This window comes from Hydrogenophaga sp. (assembly GCF_048549895.1).
Lineage (GTDB): Bacteria > Pseudomonadota > Gammaproteobacteria > Burkholderiales > Burkholderiaceae_C > Hydrogenophaga.
In genome coordinates this window covers 117,166-136,372 of record NZ_JBLYYB010000078.1, presented here as the reverse complement: position 1 = coordinate 136,372, position 19,207 = coordinate 117,166, and the positions used below count along the sequence as shown (strand labels likewise).

At 67.5% G+C, this 19,207-nt stretch carries 12 protein-coding genes; 4 read left to right on the top strand and 8 right to left on the bottom strand.

Annotated elements, in window-relative coordinates:
• Nucleotides 1–71: 71 nt before the first annotated feature.
• Genes ACN4F8_RS08655 through ACN4F8_RS08645 form a run of 3 tightly spaced genes read right to left on the bottom strand, consistent with a single transcriptional unit; the run spans nucleotide 72 to nucleotide 2,067 of the window.
• Nucleotides 72–626, bottom strand: a complete 555-nt coding sequence (locus tag ACN4F8_RS08655; RefSeq protein WP_419473196.1) for a class I SAM-dependent methyltransferase — start codon at nucleotides 624–626, stop codon at nucleotides 72–74.
• Complete coding sequence (locus tag ACN4F8_RS08650) at nucleotides 626–835, bottom strand: hypothetical protein (RefSeq protein ID WP_419473195.1); 210 nt, start codon at nucleotides 833–835, stop codon at nucleotides 626–628. The genes ACN4F8_RS08655 and ACN4F8_RS08650 overlap by 1 nt, the downstream gene beginning before the upstream one ends.
• Nucleotides 832–2,067, bottom strand: coding sequence for an MFS transporter (locus ACN4F8_RS08645; protein ID WP_419473194.1), 1,236 nt, complete (start codon nucleotides 2,065–2,067; stop codon nucleotides 832–834). The genes ACN4F8_RS08650 and ACN4F8_RS08645 overlap by 4 nt, the downstream gene beginning before the upstream one ends.
• A 166-nt stretch (nucleotides 2,068–2,233) precedes the next feature.
• On the opposite strand from ACN4F8_RS08645, the gene ACN4F8_RS08640 reads away from it, so the two are divergent.
• The 3 genes from ACN4F8_RS08640 to ACN4F8_RS08630 are packed head-to-tail and all read left to right on the top strand — an operon-like array spanning nucleotide 2,234 to nucleotide 6,777.
• Nucleotides 2,234–4,204 (top strand): DNA topoisomerase IV subunit B, encoded by a 1,971-nt coding sequence (locus tag ACN4F8_RS08640; RefSeq protein WP_419473193.1) that lies wholly within the window; start codon nucleotides 2,234–2,236, stop codon nucleotides 4,202–4,204.
• A gap of 18 nt (nucleotides 4,205–4,222) precedes the next feature.
• A complete protein-coding gene (gene parC, locus ACN4F8_RS08635; RefSeq protein WP_419473192.1) occupies nucleotides 4,223–6,574 on the top strand; it encodes a DNA topoisomerase IV subunit A in 2,352 nt (783 codons plus the stop codon).
• A 2-nt stretch (nucleotides 6,575–6,576) separates the two neighbouring features.
• On the top strand, nucleotides 6,577–6,777 hold the full coding sequence (locus ACN4F8_RS08630; RefSeq protein WP_419473191.1) for a hypothetical protein: 201 nt from the start codon (nucleotides 6,577–6,579) through the stop codon (nucleotides 6,775–6,777).
• A 104-nt stretch (nucleotides 6,778–6,881) separates the two neighbouring features.
• On the opposite strand, the gene ACN4F8_RS08625 is transcribed toward ACN4F8_RS08630, so the two are convergent.
• The 4 genes from ACN4F8_RS08625 to ACN4F8_RS08610 form a co-directional block, all read right to left on the bottom strand.
• Nucleotides 6,882–7,349 (bottom strand): RidA family protein, encoded by a 468-nt coding sequence (locus tag ACN4F8_RS08625; RefSeq protein ID WP_419473190.1) that lies wholly within the window; start codon nucleotides 7,347–7,349, stop codon nucleotides 6,882–6,884.
• Nucleotides 7,350–7,418: 69 nt separating this feature from the next.
• Nucleotides 7,419–8,390 carry a transglutaminase family protein gene (locus ACN4F8_RS08620; RefSeq protein ID WP_419473189.1) on the bottom strand — a complete coding sequence of 324 codons (972 nt, stop codon included), beginning with the start codon at nucleotides 8,388–8,390 and terminating at the stop codon, nucleotides 7,419–7,421.
• A gap of 92 nt (nucleotides 8,391–8,482) precedes the next feature.
• Nucleotides 8,483–11,083, bottom strand: coding sequence for a circularly permuted type 2 ATP-grasp protein (locus ACN4F8_RS08615; RefSeq protein ID WP_419473188.1), 2,601 nt, complete (start codon nucleotides 11,081–11,083; stop codon nucleotides 8,483–8,485).
• A 95-nt stretch (nucleotides 11,084–11,178) separates the two neighbouring features.
• Nucleotides 11,179–14,766: a DUF2126 domain-containing protein gene (locus ACN4F8_RS08610; RefSeq protein WP_419473187.1), complete on the bottom strand. Its 3,588-nt coding sequence runs from the start codon at nucleotides 14,764–14,766 to the stop codon at nucleotides 11,179–11,181.
• Nucleotides 14,767–14,917: 151 nt separating this feature from the next.
• On the opposite strand from ACN4F8_RS08610, the gene ACN4F8_RS08605 reads away from it, so the two are divergent.
• Entirely contained in the window at nucleotides 14,918–17,404 is a 2,487-nt protein-coding gene (locus ACN4F8_RS08605) for a DNA internalization-related competence protein ComEC/Rec2 (RefSeq protein ID WP_419473186.1), read from the top strand.
• On the opposite strand, the gene ACN4F8_RS08600 is transcribed toward ACN4F8_RS08605, so the two are convergent.
• Nucleotides 17,337–19,142 carry an NAD(P)/FAD-dependent oxidoreductase gene (locus ACN4F8_RS08600; protein WP_419473185.1) on the bottom strand — a complete coding sequence of 602 codons (1,806 nt, stop codon included), beginning with the start codon at nucleotides 19,140–19,142 and terminating at the stop codon, nucleotides 17,337–17,339. The two genes, ACN4F8_RS08605 and ACN4F8_RS08600, sit on opposite strands and share 68 nt — an antisense overlap.
• Nucleotides 19,143–19,207: the final 65 nt, after the last annotated feature.

Genomic DNA, 19,207 nt, shown 5'->3' with positions numbered 1-19,207 from the left:
GCTGCAGGCTCAATTGGGGGCGCTTGTCTGGGCCGCCCCTGAGGGCGCGGCATCTGCGCGGATCGTGCATTCTACCCAGTGGCATCCAGCGGATACCGGGGCGGCGAGTCGGGTGTTACCGGGTGTTTTCGCACCGCCGCGATGCGCTGCACGAAGCGCTCCGGGCGGTCGCAGAAACCGTCTTCATACGCCACCACCCGCAGGCCCTCGCAGGCGCGCAGAAGTTCACCGGGCTGCAGCAGAAAGTCGGGCCGCGAGGGCTTGCCCACGCTTTCGTTGCCGATGGCAAAGGTTTCGTAAATCAACATGCCGCCCGGCGCCACGCTGCGCGTGATCACGGGCAACAACGCGCGCCAGAGGTAGTTGGTCACCACCACCGCGTCAAAGGTTTCGCCATCCAGGGGCCAGGGGCTGTTCTCGATGTCGGCGAGCACGGCGCGGCCGAAGGGCTTCACCGATTCGATGGCCTCGGGGGAACGGTCAACACCGGTGACCTGGTGACCGCGTTGCGCGAACCACTTCAGGTGCCGGCCATGGCCGCAGGCCACGTCCAGCACCGAGCCGCCTGCGGGCGCCAGGTGCGACCAGCGCTGCACCCACGCCGATGGCGCTTCCGTGCCGTGCATCAGAAACAGCTCCAGAGCTGATCGGCGAGGCTCACGAGAAAACCCGGCTGGTTGTAGAGCGTGAGCGTGCCCAGCAGGGCGGCGATCACGCCGGTCCACACCAGGGCGCGCTGCCAGAGGTGAGCCGCCGCACGGCCGCCCGAAGGCGGCTCAGCCCCCTTGGGGGGCAGCGACCCGCGCATCGGCGGAGCGTGGGGGTCCAGATTCACGCGGCGGCTCCCAGGCGCTGCGGCGCGCGCACGATGGGCGTCTCGCGCACCGGCAGGTTGATGAGACCGGCGAACACGCCGAGTGCGATGGAGATGTACCAGACGATGTCGTAGCTCCCGGTGCGGTCGTACAGCACGCCGCCCAGCCACACGCCCATGAAGCTGCCGATCTGGTGGCTGAAGAACACGAAGCCGCCCAGCATGGACATGTGGGCCACGCCGAAGATCTGCGCCACCACGGCGTTGGTGGGTGGAATCGTGGAGAGCCACAACAGGCCCATGACGCTGGCAAACACGTACACGCTCATGGGCGACAGCGGCACGATCAGGAAGATGGCAATGACCACGGCACGCGCGAAGTAGATGAACGACAGGATGTGGCGCTTGGCCAGACGCTGGCCGAGCACGCCGGCCGCATACGTGCCGAACACGTTGAAGAGCCCGATCAGCGCCAGCGCGTAGCTGGCCACCTGGGGCGAGAGGCCGTTGTCCTTCAAATAACTCGGCATGTGCACGCCGATGAAGACCACCTGGAAGCCGCACACGAAGTAACCCGCCATGAGCAACTGGAAGCTGCGGTAGCGAAACGCCTCGCGCAGCGCTTGCAGAATGGTCTGTTCGCGCGCCGGTGCGGCACCGCCGGCAAAGCCCGGTTCACGCAGGCCCCAGGCCAGCGGCACGATCAGCAGCACGGCGGCGCTCAAGAACAGCAGCGCCTCTTGCCAGCCGAAGCTGCTGATGAGCCAGCCCTCCACCGGCACCATGAGGAACTGGCCAAACGAGCCGGCTGCCGCCGCCACGCCCATGGCCCACGAGCGCCGTTCCGCCGAGATCTGCCGCCCGATCACGCCGTAGATTACCGCGTAGGTGGTACCGGCCTGCGCCGCGCCGATCAACACGCCGGCGGTGAGCGCGAACGTCATGGGCGTGGTGGTCAGCGCCATGCCGGTGAGGCCCAGGCCGTAGAGCACCGCGCCGCCGATCAGCACCCGAAACGCACCAAAGCGGTCGGCCGCCATGCCCGCGAAGATGCCGAACAGGCCCCAGGAGAGGTTTTGAATGGCCAGCGCGAAGGCGAAGTTCTCGCGTGTCCAGTCTTGCGCCTGGGTGATGGGCTGCAGCCACAGGCCAAAGCCATGTCGGATGCCCATGGAGAGCGTGACGATGAGAGCGCCGCAGGCGAGGACCTGAACGGTGGACAGCGGGGTGCGGGTATGGGCAGCGGACGACATCCGGCGACTGTAGCGAAGAAGCCCTCGCTTCACCTGTCACCGCCGGGCTCCGGCCTTGATATCGCACGGGTGGATTGATGCCGTGCGGGCATCACAGCGGCTGCCAGAGCGGATATCTGTATCTCCATACAGTCTTTCGGGGCTCCGGTGCTTACAATCCGCCCCCATGGCAACCCAAACTCCCCCCGTGTATTCCGAAGGCTCGATCCGCGTCCTCAAGGGCCTGGAGCCGGTCAAGCAGCGCCCGGGCATGTACACCCGCACCGACAACCCGCTGCACATCATCCAGGAAGTGCTCGACAACGCGGCCGACGAGGCCCTGGCCGGGCACGGCAAAAAAATCAAGGTCACGCTGCACGCCGACAGCTCGGTGAGCGTGGAAGACGACGGCCGCGGCATCCCGTTCGGCCTGCACCCCGAAGAAAAAGCCCCCGTGGTCGAGCTCGTGTTCACCCGCCTGCACGCCGGCGGCAAGTTCGACAAGGGCAAGGGCGGCGCCTACAGCTTCTCGGGCGGCCTGCACGGCGTGGGCGTGAGCGTGACCAACGCACTCTCCACCCGGCTGGAAGTGGTCAGCTACCGCGAAGGCCAGGTGGCGAAGCTCGCGTTTTCCGCCGGTGACGTGATCAAGGCCCTGGTCATTGCGCCCAAAGGCGAGGGCGACCGCAAGCAGGGCACCACGGTGCGCGCCTGGCCCGACCCCAAGTACTTCGAGTCCGCCGTGTTGCCCATGGCCGAGCTCACCCACCTGCTGCGCAGCAAGGCGGTGCTGATGCCGGGCGTGACGGTGACCCTGGTCAACGAAAAGACCAAGGACGTGCAGACCTGGCTCTACAAAGGCGGCCTGCGCGACTATTTGCAGCAGACGCTCAATGGCGACCCGGTGATCCCGCTGTTCGAGGGCGAAGGTTTCGCCGACAGTGGGCACGACAGCTTTGCCGAAGGTGAGGGCGCGGCCTGGTGCGTGGCCTTCACCGAAGACGGCCAGCCGGTGCGCGAGAGTTATGTGAACCTGATCCCCACCAGCGCGGGCGGCACACACGAGAGCGGTTTGCGCGACGGCTTGTTCCAGGCGGTCAAGGGCTTCATCGAGTTGCATGCGCTCTTGCCCAAGGGCGTGAAGCTGCTGCCCGAAGACGTGTTTGCACGCGCTTCTTACGTGCTGAGCGCCAAGGTGCTCGATCCACAGTTCCAGGGCCAGATCAAGGAGCGCCTGAACTCGCGCGACGCGGTGCGCCTGGTGGGCAGCTTTGTGCGGCCCGCGCTGGAGCTCTGGCTCAACCAGCACGTGGACTACGGCAAGAAGCTCGCCGAACTCGCCATCAAGGCCGCACAAACGCGCCAGAAGGCGGGGCAGAAGGTCGAGAAGCGCAAGGGTTCGGGCGTGGCCGTGTTGCCCGGCAAGCTCACCGACTGCGAGAGCAAGGACCTGGCGCACAACGAGGTGTTTCTGGTCGAGGGCGATTCGGCTGGTGGCAGCGCCAAGATGGGCCGCGACAAGGAATGCCAGGCCGTGCTGCCGCTGCGCGGCAAGGTGCTCAACACCTGGGAGGTGGAGCGCGACCGACTGTTTGCCAACAACGAGATCCACGACATTTCGGTGGCCATCGGTGTGGACCCGCACGGCCCGAACGACACGCCCGACCTGAGCGGCCTGCGCTACGGCAAGGTCTGCATCCTGAGCGACGCCGATGTGGACGGCTCGCACATTCAGGTGTTGCTGCTCACGCTGTTCTTTCGCCATTTCCCCAAGCTCATCGAAGCCGGCCACGTGTTCGTGGCGCGCCCGCCGCTGTTCCGTGTGGACGTGCCCGCGCGTGGCAAGAAGCCTGCGCTCAAGCAATACGCGCTGGACGACGGCGAGCTGCACGCCATCCTCGACAAGGCCGAGAAAGACGGCGTGGCGCGCGACAAATGCCAGATCAGCCGCTTCAAGGGTCTGGGCGAGATGAACGCCGAACAACTGTGGGACACCACGCTCAACCCCGACACGCGCCGCCTCATGCCGGTGGTGCTCGGCGCCATCAACTTCGCGGACACCGAAGCCCTCATCACCAAGCTCATGGGCAAGGGCGAAGCCGCTTCGCGCCGCGAGCTCATGGAACTGCACGGCGACTCGGTCGACGTGGACATCTGACCCTTTTAGAACCGACGCATGTCCGACATCCTGAATCCCGAACTGCCCTTGTCCGAACCGGACGATGGCTTGAACCTCGCCAACTACGCGCAGCGCGCCTACCTCGAATACGCGCTCTCCGTCGTCAAGGGCCGCGCATTGCCCGACGTGTGCGACGGCCAGAAGCCAGTGCAGCGGCGCATCCTCTACAGCATGGACCGCATGGGCCTGGGCTTCAGCGGTCCCAACAACAACACGGCGGCGCGCCCGGTGAAAAGTGCGCGTGTGGTGGGTGATGTGCTCGGCCGCTTTCACCCGCACGGCGACCAGGCCGCCTACGACGCGCTGGTGCGCATGGCGCAAGACTTCGCGCAGCGTTACCCGCTGATCGACGGTCAGGGCAACTTCGGTTCGCGCGACGGCGATGGCGCGGCGGCCATGCGCTACACCGAAGCGCGGCTGGCCAAGATCACCACGCTGCTGCTCGACGAGATCGACGAAGGCACGGTGGATTTCGTGCCCAACTACGACGGCTCCACGGTGGAGCCCAAACAGTTGCCCGCGCGCCTGCCGTTCAACCTGCTCAATGGCGCATCCGGCATTGCCGTGGGCCTGGCCACCGAGATCCCCAGCCACAACCTGCGCGAGGTGGCCGACGCCTGCGTGGCGCTCATCAAAAGCCCGAAGCTCACCGACGACGAGCTCTTCGCCATCCTGCCCGGCCCCGACTACCCCGGCGGCGGCCAGATCATCAGCCCGGCGAGCGACATCGTCGACGCCTACCGCACCGGGCGCGGCAGTCTCAAGGTGCGCGCGCGCTGGAAGATTGAAGACCTGGCGCGAGGCCAGTGGCAGCTGGTGGTGACCGAGCTGCCACCCGGCGTGAGCACACAGCGCGTGCTCGAAGAGATCGAGGAACTCACCAACCCCAAGGTGAAGGCCGGCAAGAAGGCGCTCACGCAGGAACAGACGCAGCTCAAGGCGAGCATCCTGATGGTGCTGGACGGCGTGCGCGACGAATCGAGCAAGGACGCGCCGGTGCGCCTTCTGTTCGAGCCCAAGAGCAGCCGCATCGAGCAGCAGGAACTCATCACCGCGCTGCTGGCGCACACCAGCCTGGAAAGTTCGACGCCGATCAACCTCACCATGATCGGCATCGATGGCCGGCCGACGCAGAAGTCGCTGCGGCAGATGCTCAATGAGTGGATCGAGTTCCGCCAGGGCACCATCACACGCCGCTCGCAACACCGCCTCACCAAGGTGCTGGACCGCATCCACATCCTCGAAGGCCGGCAACTGGTGCTGCTCAACATCGACGAGGTGATCGCGATCATCCGCCAGGCCGACGATCCCAAGGCCGCGCTGATCGAGCGCTTCAAGCTGAGCGACCGGCAGGCCGAGGACATTCTTGAAATCCGCTTGCGCCAGCTCGCACGGCTGGAAGCCATCAAGATCGAGCAGGAGCTCAAGTCGTTGAAAGAAGAGCAGGGCAAGCTCGAAGACATCCTGGGCAATCCGGGCAGCCTCAAGCGCTTGATGGTGAAAGAGATCGAAGCCGATGCGAAGACCTTCGCCGACGCGCGCCGCACGCTGATCCAGACCGAGAAGAAGGCCGTGGCCGAGATCAAGGTGGTGGACGAGCCGGTGACGGTGGTGGTGTCGAGCAAGGGCTGGGTGCGCGCGCGCACCGGACACGGCCACGAGGCCGGCAGCTTCGCGTTCAAGGCCGGTGACGGCCTGTACCGCACGTTTGAATGCCGCACGGTGGACACGATGATCGTCTTCGGCAGCAACGGTCGCGTCTACTCGGTGCCGGTGGCCAGCCTGCCCGGCGCACGCGGCGACGGCCAGCCCATCACCACGCTGATCGAACTGGAGAGTGGCACGCAGCCGCTGCATTACTTTGCCGGCCCGGCCAACGCCGCGCTGCTGCTCAGCAGCAGCGGCGGCTACGGCTTCCTGGCCACAGTGGAGAACATGGTGTCGCGTCAGCGTGGCGGCAAGACCTTCCTGAACCTGGGTGAGGGCGAAACGCCTTGCGCGCCGTCGCACGCGGCGTTCACATCGGGCGGCCAGCCGCTGAACGCCGCCACCCACGTGTGCTGCGCCTCCACGGGTGGGCGCATCCTCACTTTCGAGATCAGCGAACTCAAGCTGATGGAGAAGGGCGGCCGTGGCCTGATGCTGATCGACCTCGAACCCAAGGACACCTTGGCCGGTGCCGCGGCCTACACCCGCAGCGTGAAGATCGAAGGCATCGGACGCGGCGGCAAGGAACGCGACGAAACGCTGGAAATCCGCAGTCTGAACAACGCACGTGCGGCGCGCGGCCGCAAAGGCAAGGCTGCCGACCTGGGTTTCAAACCCAACTGCGTCACGCGGGTGGAGTGACCATGAACAGCGGAGAACTGACCGGGATCGTGATCGCTGCCGCCGTGGCGGTGCTCGCGTTCGGTGTCACCCGAATGGCGGTGCGCCACTTTGCGCGAAAACGTGCAACCCAGGATGAGGTCGCTGCACGAGCCACCCAGAGCCGTCAGGTGCGGCGAGCCAGCGAACGCAGGAAGCAACAAGAAGCGACACAACCGAAGTGACCCCCACCAGAGGCATCGAGGGTCCGGCTCCGCCGGCCCCAGATGCCGCCCCCCTTCAGGGGGGAGCGCCGTGAGGCGCGCGGGGGGTCAACAAGTTCTGGGGGTCATCCCAGTTCCGCGATCAGCTCGATCTCCACACAAGCACCCATGGGCAGTTGCGCCACGCCGAACGCGCTGCGTGCGTGTGCGCCGACCGGGCCGAAGACCTGGCCGAGCAGTTCGCTGCAGCCGTTGGTCACCAGGTGCTGTTCGGTGTAGGTGGCGGTGGAGTTGACCAGGCTCATCACCTTGACGATGCGCTTGACGTCGTCGAGCGTTTTGCCAGCGGCCAGGCAGGCGGCGGCCAGGGTGCCGAGCAGGTCGATGGCGACGGCGCGCGCGGCGGGCTTGGCTTCGTCGGTGGTCATGGTCAGGCCGAGCTGGCCGACCCAGGGCTTGCCGTCTTGTTTGGCGATGTGGCCGCTCAGAAAAATGAAGTTGCCGGTCTGCACGAAGGGCACGTAGGCCGCGGCGGGCACCGAGACGGGTGGCAGCACGATGCCGAGTTGTGACAGCTTGTCGTAAATGCTCATGGGAAGGCTCCAGAAGAATGAGCGACCCATTCTAATGACGGCCCCACAGCAGGGCGGTCTGCAAGCGCGTCAGACCTTGGGGGCCGACGCCTGCGCTTCGAGCGCCTTCAGTTCGTCGGGTGGTGCCACCGTCACCGCCACCTGCAGCGTGTGGTCGGCACCGCTTTGAATGACGCCGCGCATGGGCGAGACGTCGCCAAAATCGCGGCCGGTGGCCAGCGTCACGTAGTCTTCGCCCGGGCTGCCCCAGCCGCAGCGGTTGTTGGTGGGGTCGAAGTCGAACCAGGCGCCGGTGGTCTCGGTCGCGTCATCCGCTTCGCTCACGATCGGCACGTACACCGACACCCAGGCGTGTGATGCATCGGCGCCGATCAGGCGCACCTTGCCGGGTGCCGGGCGCGTGAGCAGGTACCCGCTCACGTAGCGCGCCGGCAAACCCAGCGTGCGCAGGCAGCCCAGCATGATGTGCGCGAAGTCTTGGCACACACCTTTGCCTTGCGCCAAGGCAACGAGTGTGGGGGTGTTCACCTCGGTGCTGGCGGTCTCGTAGGTCAGCTCGGTGTGGATGAGTTCCATCAGCGCCTGGGCCGCTGCGAGCGCGGGTAGGCCGGGCTTGAACGCGGGGCGGGCAAAGGCTGCAAAGGCGTCGTCGCGCGGCACGTAGGGCGACGCGAAGAGGAATTCGGCGGCCGGGTCGAAGGGGGCGTTGGCCCGGTAGCGGAAGTGCTCGCGCACACGCTCCCATGTCATGCCGCGCCAGGGCGGGGCCTGGGGCAGCGGCTGGTGCGCGCTGGTCTCCACCAGGCTGTCGGCCTCCACCGTGAGCACGCTGTGCGTGGCCTGCAGCGAAAAGAAGGTGCGCTGGTTGCCGAACACGTCGGTGGTCTGGCTGCGCGCGGCCGGCAGTGGGTCGATGCGAAGCTCGTTGTTGATCAGGCGCTGGTGCGGCGTGTCCAGCGGGCACAGGTGCACCATGTGCTGCGCCAGGTCGATCGAGCCGTGGTAGCGGTAGCGGGTGCGGTGGAGGATGCGCAGGAGCATGTCAGGACCTCCGCCGGGCCGCCCCAAGGAGGGCCAGCGCCCCCTCGGGGGGCAGCGACGACACGAAGTGCGGAGCGTGGGGGCTCATGTTGCTAGACACCCAGGCTTTGATTGCGCAGATCGGCGTGACTGAAGTGCAGGCGGCTGAGTTCGTTGGAGAGTTCCACCGCCGCGATCTCGCAGCCGTCCAGCAGTTCGGCGAGGTCGCTCCAGGTGCGCAGGCCTTCGGGGCTGCGTTGCCAGTTGCTCAGGTCTTGCAGCACCCAGGTGTCGGGGTTGGGCAGGCCTTGAGCCAGCACGGCGTCTTGTGGCGTGGCGCTGCGGGCCAGCTTGTCCAGGCGCGAGCGCAGCGTCTGCACCACCCAGGCGAGTGAGCGCGGGTTGTCTCGGTCCATCACCAACAGGTCGATGAGCGCGACCATGTCGCGGCGCTGTTGGTACTGGGCATGGAAGGTGATGGTGCTGTCGAACAGCGCAATCACGGCCTCAAACCCGGCCTGGTCGTGCACACAACCGTGTTCAAGCGCGAGCGAGAGGGCGCGTGAGAGCGTGATGAGGCGCTCGATGTGGCGGCCCATGGAGAGCAGGCGCCAGCCGTCGTCGTGCACCATGCGGTCGGTTTGTGAGCCGGTGATGGCGGCCAGCAGTTCGCTGGCGTTCTGCAGCGCCGTGAGCGCTTCGGCGGTGGCGTATTCGGCGTCGGTGGACAGGGCGGCGCAGTCGCGTGCAAAGCTGGTTTCGGTGCGCTCGATCAGGTGCCAGTGCTCTTGCGACAGGCGCTCGCGCACCTGCGAGGCGGCGGATTTGAGCGCGCGCAGGTTGAAACCCACGCTGTGCGACTTGCCGAACAGCGGGTCGGTGGTTTTGGGCGAGAGCGCGGCCATGAGGCTGCGCGCGAACACACGCGGCGATGCGGTGGCGGTCGGTGCTTCGGAGATCACCAGCGAGTTCTCGGTGGCGGTGGCGGTGAGCCAGGCCATGAGTGGGCGCGAGTTGGGCTCTTCGCCACCCAGGTGGTTGAGCACGATCTGCGCGAGGCGCAGGCTGTTTTCTGCGCGCTCGGTGTAGCGGCCCAGCCAGAACAGGTTTTCGGCTGCGCGGCTGGTCACCGGGCGTTTTTGTTGTGCCAGCGCGAGTGTGGTGGGCGCTGACTGCAACAGGCTGGTGTGGTCCACCGGGCCGTCGGTGAGCACCCAGCAGTCGGCGCTGCTGCCGCCGCGCTGCATGGCGGCGATGAGTTCACCGCGCTGAGCCAGACGCACCAAACCACCGGGCAGCACGCGCCAGGAACCTGTGCCGTCGGCCAGCGCAAACACGCGCAGCATGGCCGAGCGCGGCATCAGCCGTTCGCCCGACCAGGTGGGGGTTTGAGAAAGCGGTAGCCACGACTGCACGGTGTAGTGGTCGGGGTGGCGCGCCATGCGCCCGGACCATTCGTCCAGTTCCCGCTCGCTCAGGCTCTGGCCCATGGCGGTGTCCAGTTTCGAGCGCGGGTAGGTCGGTTTGATCACGCTGCTCTTGATGAGGGGCAATGCCTCGCGCAAGGCAGCGTCTTCGCCGCACCACCAAGTGGCCAGCGACGGCATGGCGAGTTCTTCGCCCAGCAGGTGGCGGCTGATGGCGGGCAGAAAACCGAGCATGGCGCTCGATTCAAGTGGTGCCGAGCCCGGCGCGTTGGCCAGCAGCACATTGCCCGCGCGCAGCACCTGCAGCAGGCCGGGCACGCCCAGGCGCGAGTCGGAACGCAGCTCCAGCGGGTCCAGCCATTCGTCGTCCAGCCGCTTGATCAGCGCGTGCACCGGCTCCAGGCCGCTGAGGGTCTTGAGGTACAGGCGCTGGTCGCGCACGGTGAGGTCGTTGCCCTCCACCAGCGTGAGGCCGAGGTAGCGCGCGAGGTAGGCGTGTTCGAAATAGGTTTCGTTGTAGGGGCCGGGCGTGAGCAGCGCGATGCGCGCGTTCTCGCCTTCGGGCGCCACGCGCTTGATGCCGTCCATGAGCGCGCGGTAGCTCGCGGCCAGGCGCTGCACCTTCATGCCGGCGAAGGCCTTGGGGAACTGGCGCGCAATCGCGATGCGGTTTTCCAGCAGGTAGCCCAGGCCCGACGGTGCCTGCGTGCGCTGACCCACCACCCACCAGCGGCCATCAGGCCCGTGGGCCAGATCGAAGCCCACGATGTGCAGCCAGGTGTCGCCCGGAGGCTTCACACCCTGCATGGAACGCAGGTAGCCGGGGTGGCCTTGCACGAGCGCGGCGGGCAGCAGCGCGCGCTTGAGCAGTTCGCGCTCGCCGTAGAGGTCGCCCATGATGGCGTTGAGCAGGCGGGTGCGCTGCAACACGCCGGTCTCGATCTGGGCCCAGTCCTGCGGGCCGACCAGCATGGGGAAGAGGTCGAGCGCCCAGGGCCGCTGCAAACCGGCCGAGGCGTCGGCGTAGACGTTGTAGGTCACGCCGTTGTCGCGGATCTGGCGCTGCAGGTTGTCGCTGCGGCGGTTCAGGTCTTTGAAACCGTCGGTGCCGATGTGCTCGAAAAAGCTGTCCCAGTGGGGTGCCAGCGCATCGCTGGTGGGCTTGCCGCCAGCGCGCAATTCGTCGCGGTGGCCGGCATCGGCGGGGACCGACAAGGACAAAGCCCAGTCGCCAGGATGGTCGGGACTGAGCTCGTCAAACAGGGAGTCGGAGGCGTCGTGGTTCACTGCTCCCGAGTATGCCCGCTGCCCCGCAAGCGGTACCCCGCCGGGGTGCCCGCCTTGTTGCTTCCGTCACACAGGGCTTTTCGCCCGGCGAACGGTCAGTAACGCAGGTCCAGCGTGGCGGGGAACTCGCGGCTGCTGCTGGCCGGCTTCACGTCCATGTGGCCGGGGGTGTGCCCCATCTGGAAGAAGCGCGACATGCGGCGGCTCTCGGCCTCGTAGGCGTTGATCGGGAAGGTGTCGTAGTTGCGCCCACCGGGATGCGCCACGTGGTACTGGCAGCCGCCCATGGAGCGCTTCATCCAGGTGTCGACGATGTCGAAGGTGAGCGGCGCGTGCGACGGGATCGAGGGGTGCAGGGCCGACGGCGGGCTCCAGGCCTTGTAGCGCACACCGGCCACGTACTCGCCGGCGGTACCGGTGGTCTGCAGCGGGATGGCGCGGCCGTTGCAGGTGATCACGTGGCGGCTGTCGTTCCAGCCTTTCACGCGCACCTCGATGCGCTCCAGCGACGAGTCCACATAACGCACGGTGCCGCCGGGTGCGCCTTCTTCGCCCATCACATGCCAGGGCTCCAGCGCGCTGCGCAGCGTGAGCTCGATGCCGCGCGCGGCGACCTGCCCGACCATGGGGAAGCGGAACTCGAAGTGCGGGTCGAACCAGGCCATGTCGAACTGGTAGCCAAAGTCGGCGAGGTCGGTGAGCACGTCTTCGAAGTCCATGCGCACGTAGGTCGGCAGCAGGTAGCGGTCGTGCAGCTCGGTGCCCCAGCGGGTGAGGCGGCCGTGCCAGGGTTGTTGCCAGAAACGCGAGACCAGGGCGCGCAGCAGCAGCTGCTGCGCGATGCTCATGCGCGCGTGCGGCGGCATTTCAAACGCGCGCAGCTCCAGCAGGCCCAGGCGGCCGGTGGGGGAGTCGGGCGAGTAGAGCTTGTCGATGCAGAACTCGCTGCGGTGCGTGTTGCCGGTCACGTCGATCAGGATGTTGCGCAAGGTGCGGTCCACCATCCACGGCGGCATGTAGGCATCGCCCCCACGCTCCCCCGCTTCGCGAGGTCCGCTGCCCCCCGAGGGGGCTGCCCCGCCTTGGGGCGGCCCGGCGGCGTGGCGGCCGCCATGAACCTGATTCGCGATTTCCTTGAGCGCGATCTCCAGCTCGTACAACTGGTCGTTGCGCGCTTCGTCCACGCGCGGCGCCTGGCTGGTCGGGCCGATGAAGAGGCCGCTGAACAAATACGACAGCGAGGGGTGGTTGTGCCAGTAGGCAATGAGGCTGCCGAGCAGTTCGGGCTTGCGCAGGAACGGCGAGTCGGCCGGGGTGGCGCCGCCCATCACGAAGTGGTTGCCGCCACCGGTGCCGGTGTGGCGGCCATCGGTCATGAACTTCTCGGCGCACAGCTTGGTCTGGTGCGCGGCCTCGTACAAAAACTCGGTGTGCTCCACCAGCTCGCCCCAGGTGTGGGCGGGGTGGATGTTGACCTCCACCACGCCCGGGTCGGGCGTGATCTGCAGCATCTTCAGGCGCGGGTCGCGTGGTGGCGGATAGCCCTCCAGCACCACGGTCACGCCCAGGCGTTCGGCCGTGGCTTCCACGGCGGCCAGCAGGTCGAGGTAGTCCTCCAGGTGCGCCATGGGCGGCATGAAGACGTAGAGGTGCTGGATCTTGCCGCCGCCGGCTTTTTCGGCCTTGGGGCCGTTGGCGCGGTGCGGGTCTCGGGCTTCCACGCACAACGCGGTGCGGGTGAGCCAGGCAGCCGACTCGGCGCGCTGCGGAAAGCGTGCCGACAAGGCTTGGGCTGGTGCTGCGCCGGGGCCGGGTTGACCCGGGCGCAGGCCTTCCACGGTTTCGGCGTCGGGGTCGAAGTCCATGCCCTGCATGGAGACCGTGCCGCCCTCGGCAAAGCCACCGCCCACCTGGTGCGGTGACACCTGGTGCTTCACCGCCGCACCGCGCGGCAGTGGGTCGCGCGCGGTGTGCGGGTCTTGTTCGATGTGGTACGGGTAGTCGCCGGCCGAGACCCAGGGGAGTGAGTCGAGTGGCAGGCGGTAGCCCATGGGCGAGTCGCCGGGCACGAGGTACATGCGCTCGTCGCGGAAGAACCAGGGGCCGGTGGACCATACCGTGCCGGAGATGCGCGCGTAGTTGCTCTTGCCGTTGTTGGACAAGGCGCCGTTGGGGCCCGAGGCCTGCAGCGGCAGCACATAGCCCACCGTGGCCTCCAGGCCCTGGGTGAACACGCGGCGCAGGCGCGCGCGCTCCAGTTCGTCGTCGAGCTTGGCGTCGAACGGGTCCACGTTGACCGGCAGGCGGCGTTCGCGCCAGAGGTAGTACCAGGTGTCTTCAAAACCGGGGGTGATGTACTGCGTGGACAGGCCGAGCTTGCGGGCGAGTGCCTGTGTGAAGCGGCGCGCGTCGTCGGCGGTGTAGTGTTTTTCGTCGCGTTCGTCGGCCAGCAGCGCAGGGTTGTTCCAGATGGTTTCGCCGTCGGCGCGCCAGAACATCGAGAGCGCCCAGCGCGGCAGCTGCTCGCCCGGGTACCACTTGCCCTGGCCCATGTGCACGAAACCGCCGGCGCCGTATTCCACCCGCAGGCGGTTCAGCAGCTCGGTGGCGTAGCCGCGTTTGGTCGGGCCGAGCGCGTCGGTGTTCCATTCGCCCGCGTCGCGGTCGCTGGTGGCCACAAACGTGGGCTCACCGCCCATGGTCAGGCGCACGTCGTGTTTTTTCAGATCCACGTCAACCTTCTCGCCCAGCGCCACCACACCGGCCCACTGGTCGTCGGTGTAGGGCAGCGTCACGCGGGGGGATTCGTAAACCCGGGTCACACCCATGTGGTGGCTGAATTCCACCTCGCACTTGTCCATGGCGCCTTCCACCGGCGCGGCACTCGATGGCTGCGGCGTGCACGCCAGCGGGATGTGGCCTTCACCGGCGAGCAGACCCGAGGTCGGGTCCAGGCCGATCCAGCCGGCGCCGGGCAGGAACACCTCGCACCAGGCGTGCAGGTCGGTGAAATCCTGCTCGGGGCCGTTGGGGCCGTCGACCGATTTCACGTCGCTTTTGAGCTGGATCAGGTAGCCCGACACAAAGCGCGCGGCCAGGCCCATGTGGCGCAGGATCTGCACCAGCAGCCAGCCCGTGTCGCGGCAGGAGCCGCTGCCGAGCTTGAGCGTTTCTTCGGGCGCCTGCACACCCGGCTCCATGCGGATGGTGTACGAAATGGCGTTCTGCAATTTCTGGTTCACGTCGACCAGAAAGTCGATCGTGCGGCGCTCCTTGCGGTCCACCGTGGCCAGATACGCCTTGAGCAGCGGGGTCACCGGCGCGGTGACGAGGTAGGGCGCGAGTTCCTTTTTCTGTTCTTCGTCGTAGCTGAACGGGAAGTTTTCGGCGCGCGGCTCCAGGAAAAAGTCGAACGGGTTGTAGACCGCCATTTCCACCACCAGGTCGATCGTGACCTTGAACTCGGTGGTGGGCTCGGGGAAGACCAGGCGGGCCTGGTAGTTGGCGAACGGGTCCTGCTGCCAGTTGATGAAATGACCCTCGGGCTCGATGCGCTGGGAGTACGACAGCACCTTGGTGCGGCTGTGCGGCGCGGGCCGCAGACGGACCACCTGGGGGCCGAGTTTGACGAGCCGGTCGTATCGATAATGCGTGATGTGGCTCAGGGCAACATGAATGGCCATGTGGGGCTTTCAACGGGGAGGAAACAATGGATCGTCGGGCACAGGCGGGGCCGTGGGTGCTGGGAATCATCCTAGCAAGACTTGCGCCAAAGAACGATGACTGCACCGCCAGCATCGCGCTGGCTGTGGTGTTGAAAACGCTGCGCTGACCATGCGCCGGGGCTGGATGGCGGGGTTGCCGGGCTGGGTGCTGGGCGTGGCGCTGCAGTTGCAGCAGCCGGCGTTGTGGCCGTGGTGGGTGTATGCCCTGCTGCTGTGTGCGGGCCTGGCGCTGGTGGTGGTCTTGCGCCTGGCGGGTCGTGGCACGGGTGTGGCCCTTGCCGTGCTCGCCGGCTGCCTGATCGGCGTGGGTCTCACCGGCGCGCGCGCCGCGCACTTTGCCAGCCACGCGCTGGACCCGGCCTTGCAGGGCACCGACATTGAACTGATCGGGCGCGTGGCTTCGTTGCCGCAGCGCACGGCGCAGGGTGAGCGGTTTGACTTCCTGGTGGAGTCGGCCACACGCGCAGGGCGGCCGGTGTCCGTGCCCGGGCGCATCCAGCTGGGCTGGACCAGCGGGTTCTCGCCCGCCGCCGAAGGACCGCTGTGGGAGTTGGCCAGCCGGGGTCCAAGCGTGCGCGCTGGCGACCGCTGGCGTTTCACCGTGCGCCTGCGCAGCCCGCACGGCTTGTCCAACCCCCACGGGTTTGACCGCGAGCACTGGCTGTGGGAGCGCGGCATCCAGGCCACGGGCCATGTGAAGAGCGGGCCACGCGACCCGGCGCCCGAGCGCCTGGGGTCGACCTGGCACCACCCGCTGGAGGCCTTTCGCCAGAGCGTGAGCGAAGGCATCGACGAGCGCGTGGACGACCCGCGCGCGGCCGGTGTGCTGGCCGCGCTGGTGGTGGGGGACCAGTCCGCCATCGACCGCGAGGACTGGACGCTGTTCCGCACCACCGGTGTGGCCCACCTCATGAGCATTTCCGGCCTTCACGTGACCATGTTTGCCTGGCTCGCCACCGCCCTGCTGGCCTGGGGCTGGCGGCGGCTGGCGCCGGTGTGGCCGCAGGCACTGCTGGCGGTGCCCGTGCCGGTGGTGGCGGGCATGGGCGGGGTGGTGCTGGCGGCGGCTTACGCGCTGTTTTCCGGCTGGGGCGTGCCGGCGCAGCGCACCGTGATCATGCTGGCCGTGGTGGTGGGCCTGCGCCTGGGTGTGCGGCACTGGCCCTGGCCGGTGGTGTGGCTGCTGGCCATGTCGGCGGTGTTGCTGCTCGACCCCTGGGCGCTGATGCAGCCGGGTTTCTGGCTCAGTTTTGTGGCGGTGGGCATCTTGTTTGCCACCGACCCGGGGCGCTCAAAGGCTGCTGCGCCGGTGGCGCTGCTGCACCGGCGGGCGGGGCACGCGTTGACGAATTTGCTGCGCGAACAAGGCGTGGTCACGCTGGCGCTGGCACCGCTCACGCTGCTGCTGTTCGGGCAGTTTTCGGTGGTGGGGCTGGTGGCCAACCTGGTGGCCATCCCGATGGTCACGCTGCTCATCACACCGCTGGCTTTGCTGGGTGTGGCCTTGCCGCCGCTGTGGGACGCCGCGGCCTGGGTGGTGCAGGCCATGGCCTCGGCGCTGCAGTGGATGGGGCAGGCCAGTTGGGCGGCGGTGTTCCGCCCGGCAGCGCCCTGGCCGCTGGCACTCGCCGCGGTGGCCGGCGGTGCGCTGCTGGTGCTGCGCCTGCCGTGGGTGGTGCGCTCCGCCGGCCTTTTGTTGCTGGCGCCCGCTTTGCTGTACACGCCGCCACGCCCGGCACCGGGGCAGTTCGAGCTGATCGCGCTGGACGTGGGGCAGGGCAGCGCGGTGCTGGTGCGCACCGCAGCGCACAGCCTGCTGTTCGACGCCGGCCCGCGCTACGGCCCCGACAGCGATGCCGGCGAGCGCGTGGTGCTGCCGCTGCTGCGCGCGCTGGGCGAGCGGCTCGACGCGGTGGTGGTGAGCCACCGCGACAGCGACCATGCTGGCGGCGCCGAGGCAGTGCGAGCGGCGCACCCGCAGGCGCGCTGGTTGTCGTCGTTCAGCGCCGATGCGGCAGAACGCTGCGTGGCGGGTCAGCGCTGGAGTTGGGACGGCGTGAGTTTCGAGATGCTTCGCCCGGACCCGGACGACTACGGCCCCGACGGTCAGGGCTTGCTGAGCAGCAACGCCATGTCGTGCGTGCTGCGGATCGCCAGCGCACAGCACAGCGCCTGGCTGGGCGGCGACATCGACGCCGCGCGGGAGGTGCGGCTCGCACTCGCCCGGCCGCAAGACCGCGCAACGGTGATGCTGTCGCCCCACCACGGCAGCCTCACATCGAGCACCCCGGTGTTGCTCAACACCTTGCAGCCGCGCTGGGTGCTGGTGCAGTCGGGCTACCGCAACCGCTTCGGCCACCCGGCGCCCGCCGTGCTGGAGCGTTACCAGCAGCGCGGCGTGCGCTGGGTGACTTCACCGGACTGCGGCGCCGCCACCTGGCGCAGCGCCGAGCCCGACGCGGTGCGTTGCCACCGGGCAGAAAACCGGCGCTATTGGCACCACACCGGTCCTGTTGCGGTCGATGGGCTCAGCGCAGGTGGTGCACCGCCGCCTGCTCGTACACCGGCGTCGACAGGCCTTCGTAGCGCGCCTTGAGTTGCAGCGAAAGAAACTGCGAGTAGTGCCGGCTCTGGTGCAGGTTGCCACCGTGGATCCACAGCTGCTTCTGGTTGGTGGGTTTCCACATGTTGCGCAGCTCGCCTTCCCACGGCCCCGGGTCCTTGGTGGTGGCCGAGCCCAGGCCCCACACCTTGCCCACGCGGTCCGCCACCTCGGGCGAGACCAGATCGGCCAGCCAGTGGTTCATCGAGCCATAGCCTGTGGCGTAGACCAGCACGTCGGCGGGCAGCTCCGTGCCATCGGTGAGCGTCACCGACCTGGGGTTGATGCGCTCGATGTTCACGCCGCTCTTGAGCTTGATGCTGCCGTTGGCCACGAGCTCGGAGGCGCCCACGTCGATGTAGTAGCCCGAGCCCCGGCGCAGGTACTTCATGAACAGGCCCGAACCGTCGTCGCCGAAGTCGAGCATGAAGCCGGCCTTCTCCAGGCGGCCGTACAGGTCGGCATCGCGCTTCTTCATCTCGTCGTACACGGGGATGTGGAAGCTGTGCATGATCTTGTAGGGCACGCTGGCGAAGATCAGGTCGGCCTTGTGGTGGTCAATACCGCTCTTGACCGCCTGCTCCGAATACAGCCCGCCCAGGGCCAGCTCCATCAGGGAGTCTGACGGCGCGATGTGCGTGCTGCTGCGCTGGACCATGGTCACGTCCACGTCGTTCTCCCAAAGCGCCGCGCAGATGTCGTGCGCCGAGTTGTTGGAGCCCAGCACCACCACCTTCTTGCCCTGGCAGGCGTCTGGCCCGGGGTGCTTGCTGGAATGGTGCTGGTCGCCCAGGAAGGTCTCGGCGCCCGCGATCTTTGGCACGTTGGCGTAGCCCGACACGCCCAGCGCAAACACCAGTTGCTTGGGGCGCAAGGTCACTTCCTTGCCGTCGCGCACCACCACCACCTCCCACTCGCCGTTGGCCTCGTTGAACTGCGCTTTTTTGGCGGTGGTCGAGCCCCAGTAGTTGATCTCCATGACCTTGGTGTACATCTCCAGCCAGTCGCCCACCTTGTCCTTGGGTGCGAACACCGGCCAGTCGTCCGGGAAGGGCATGTAGGGCAGGTGGTCGTACCACACCGGGTCGTGCAGGCAGAGCGACTTGTAGCGGTTGCGCCAGCTGTCGCCGGCCCGTGCGTTTTTCTCCACCACGATGGTGGGCACACCCAGTTTTTTCAGCCGCGCCGCGAGGATGATGCCGCCCTGCCCGCCGCCGATGATCACCACATACGGCTGTTCCTCGTAACCCAGCTTCGCCTCTTCTTCCCGCCGCAGTTCCAGCCAGCTTTTGCGTGCCTTTTTTGAGCCGTGCTCGGCGCCCTTGATGCGGTTCTCGCCGCGCTTTTCCTCGAAGCCTTTGAGCTCGGTCATGGTGGTGAGGAAGGTCCAGGCCTGGTCGCCAGCGGGCGTGGCCTTCAGGCGCAGGTGCCCGCGGCCCCGGGCCACCTTCGTCTCGAAGGTGAACCAGGCGTCAACGATGCCGTCGGCCTCGGTGGCCTCGCCTTCCAGCGCAAAGTGGCTGGGTGCCGTGTCGGCCAGGCGATCGCGCAGCATGGCCGCAATGGCGGGGCGGCCCTCCTGGGTGCGGATGTTCCAGGTGAAGGCCACGAGGTCGCGCCAGAAGCCGTCTTCCGCAAAAGCGGAGGTGGCCCCGTCGACATCGCCGGTGGACAAGGCGGTCTCGAAATCCGACAGCCAGCTGGAGGCCCTTTGGGAAGGGGTGTGGGTCATGGGTCTTGTCTCCTGTTGTGGGTCGCCTTCAACATGAAGGTTCGACCGGCTCAGACATCACAAGA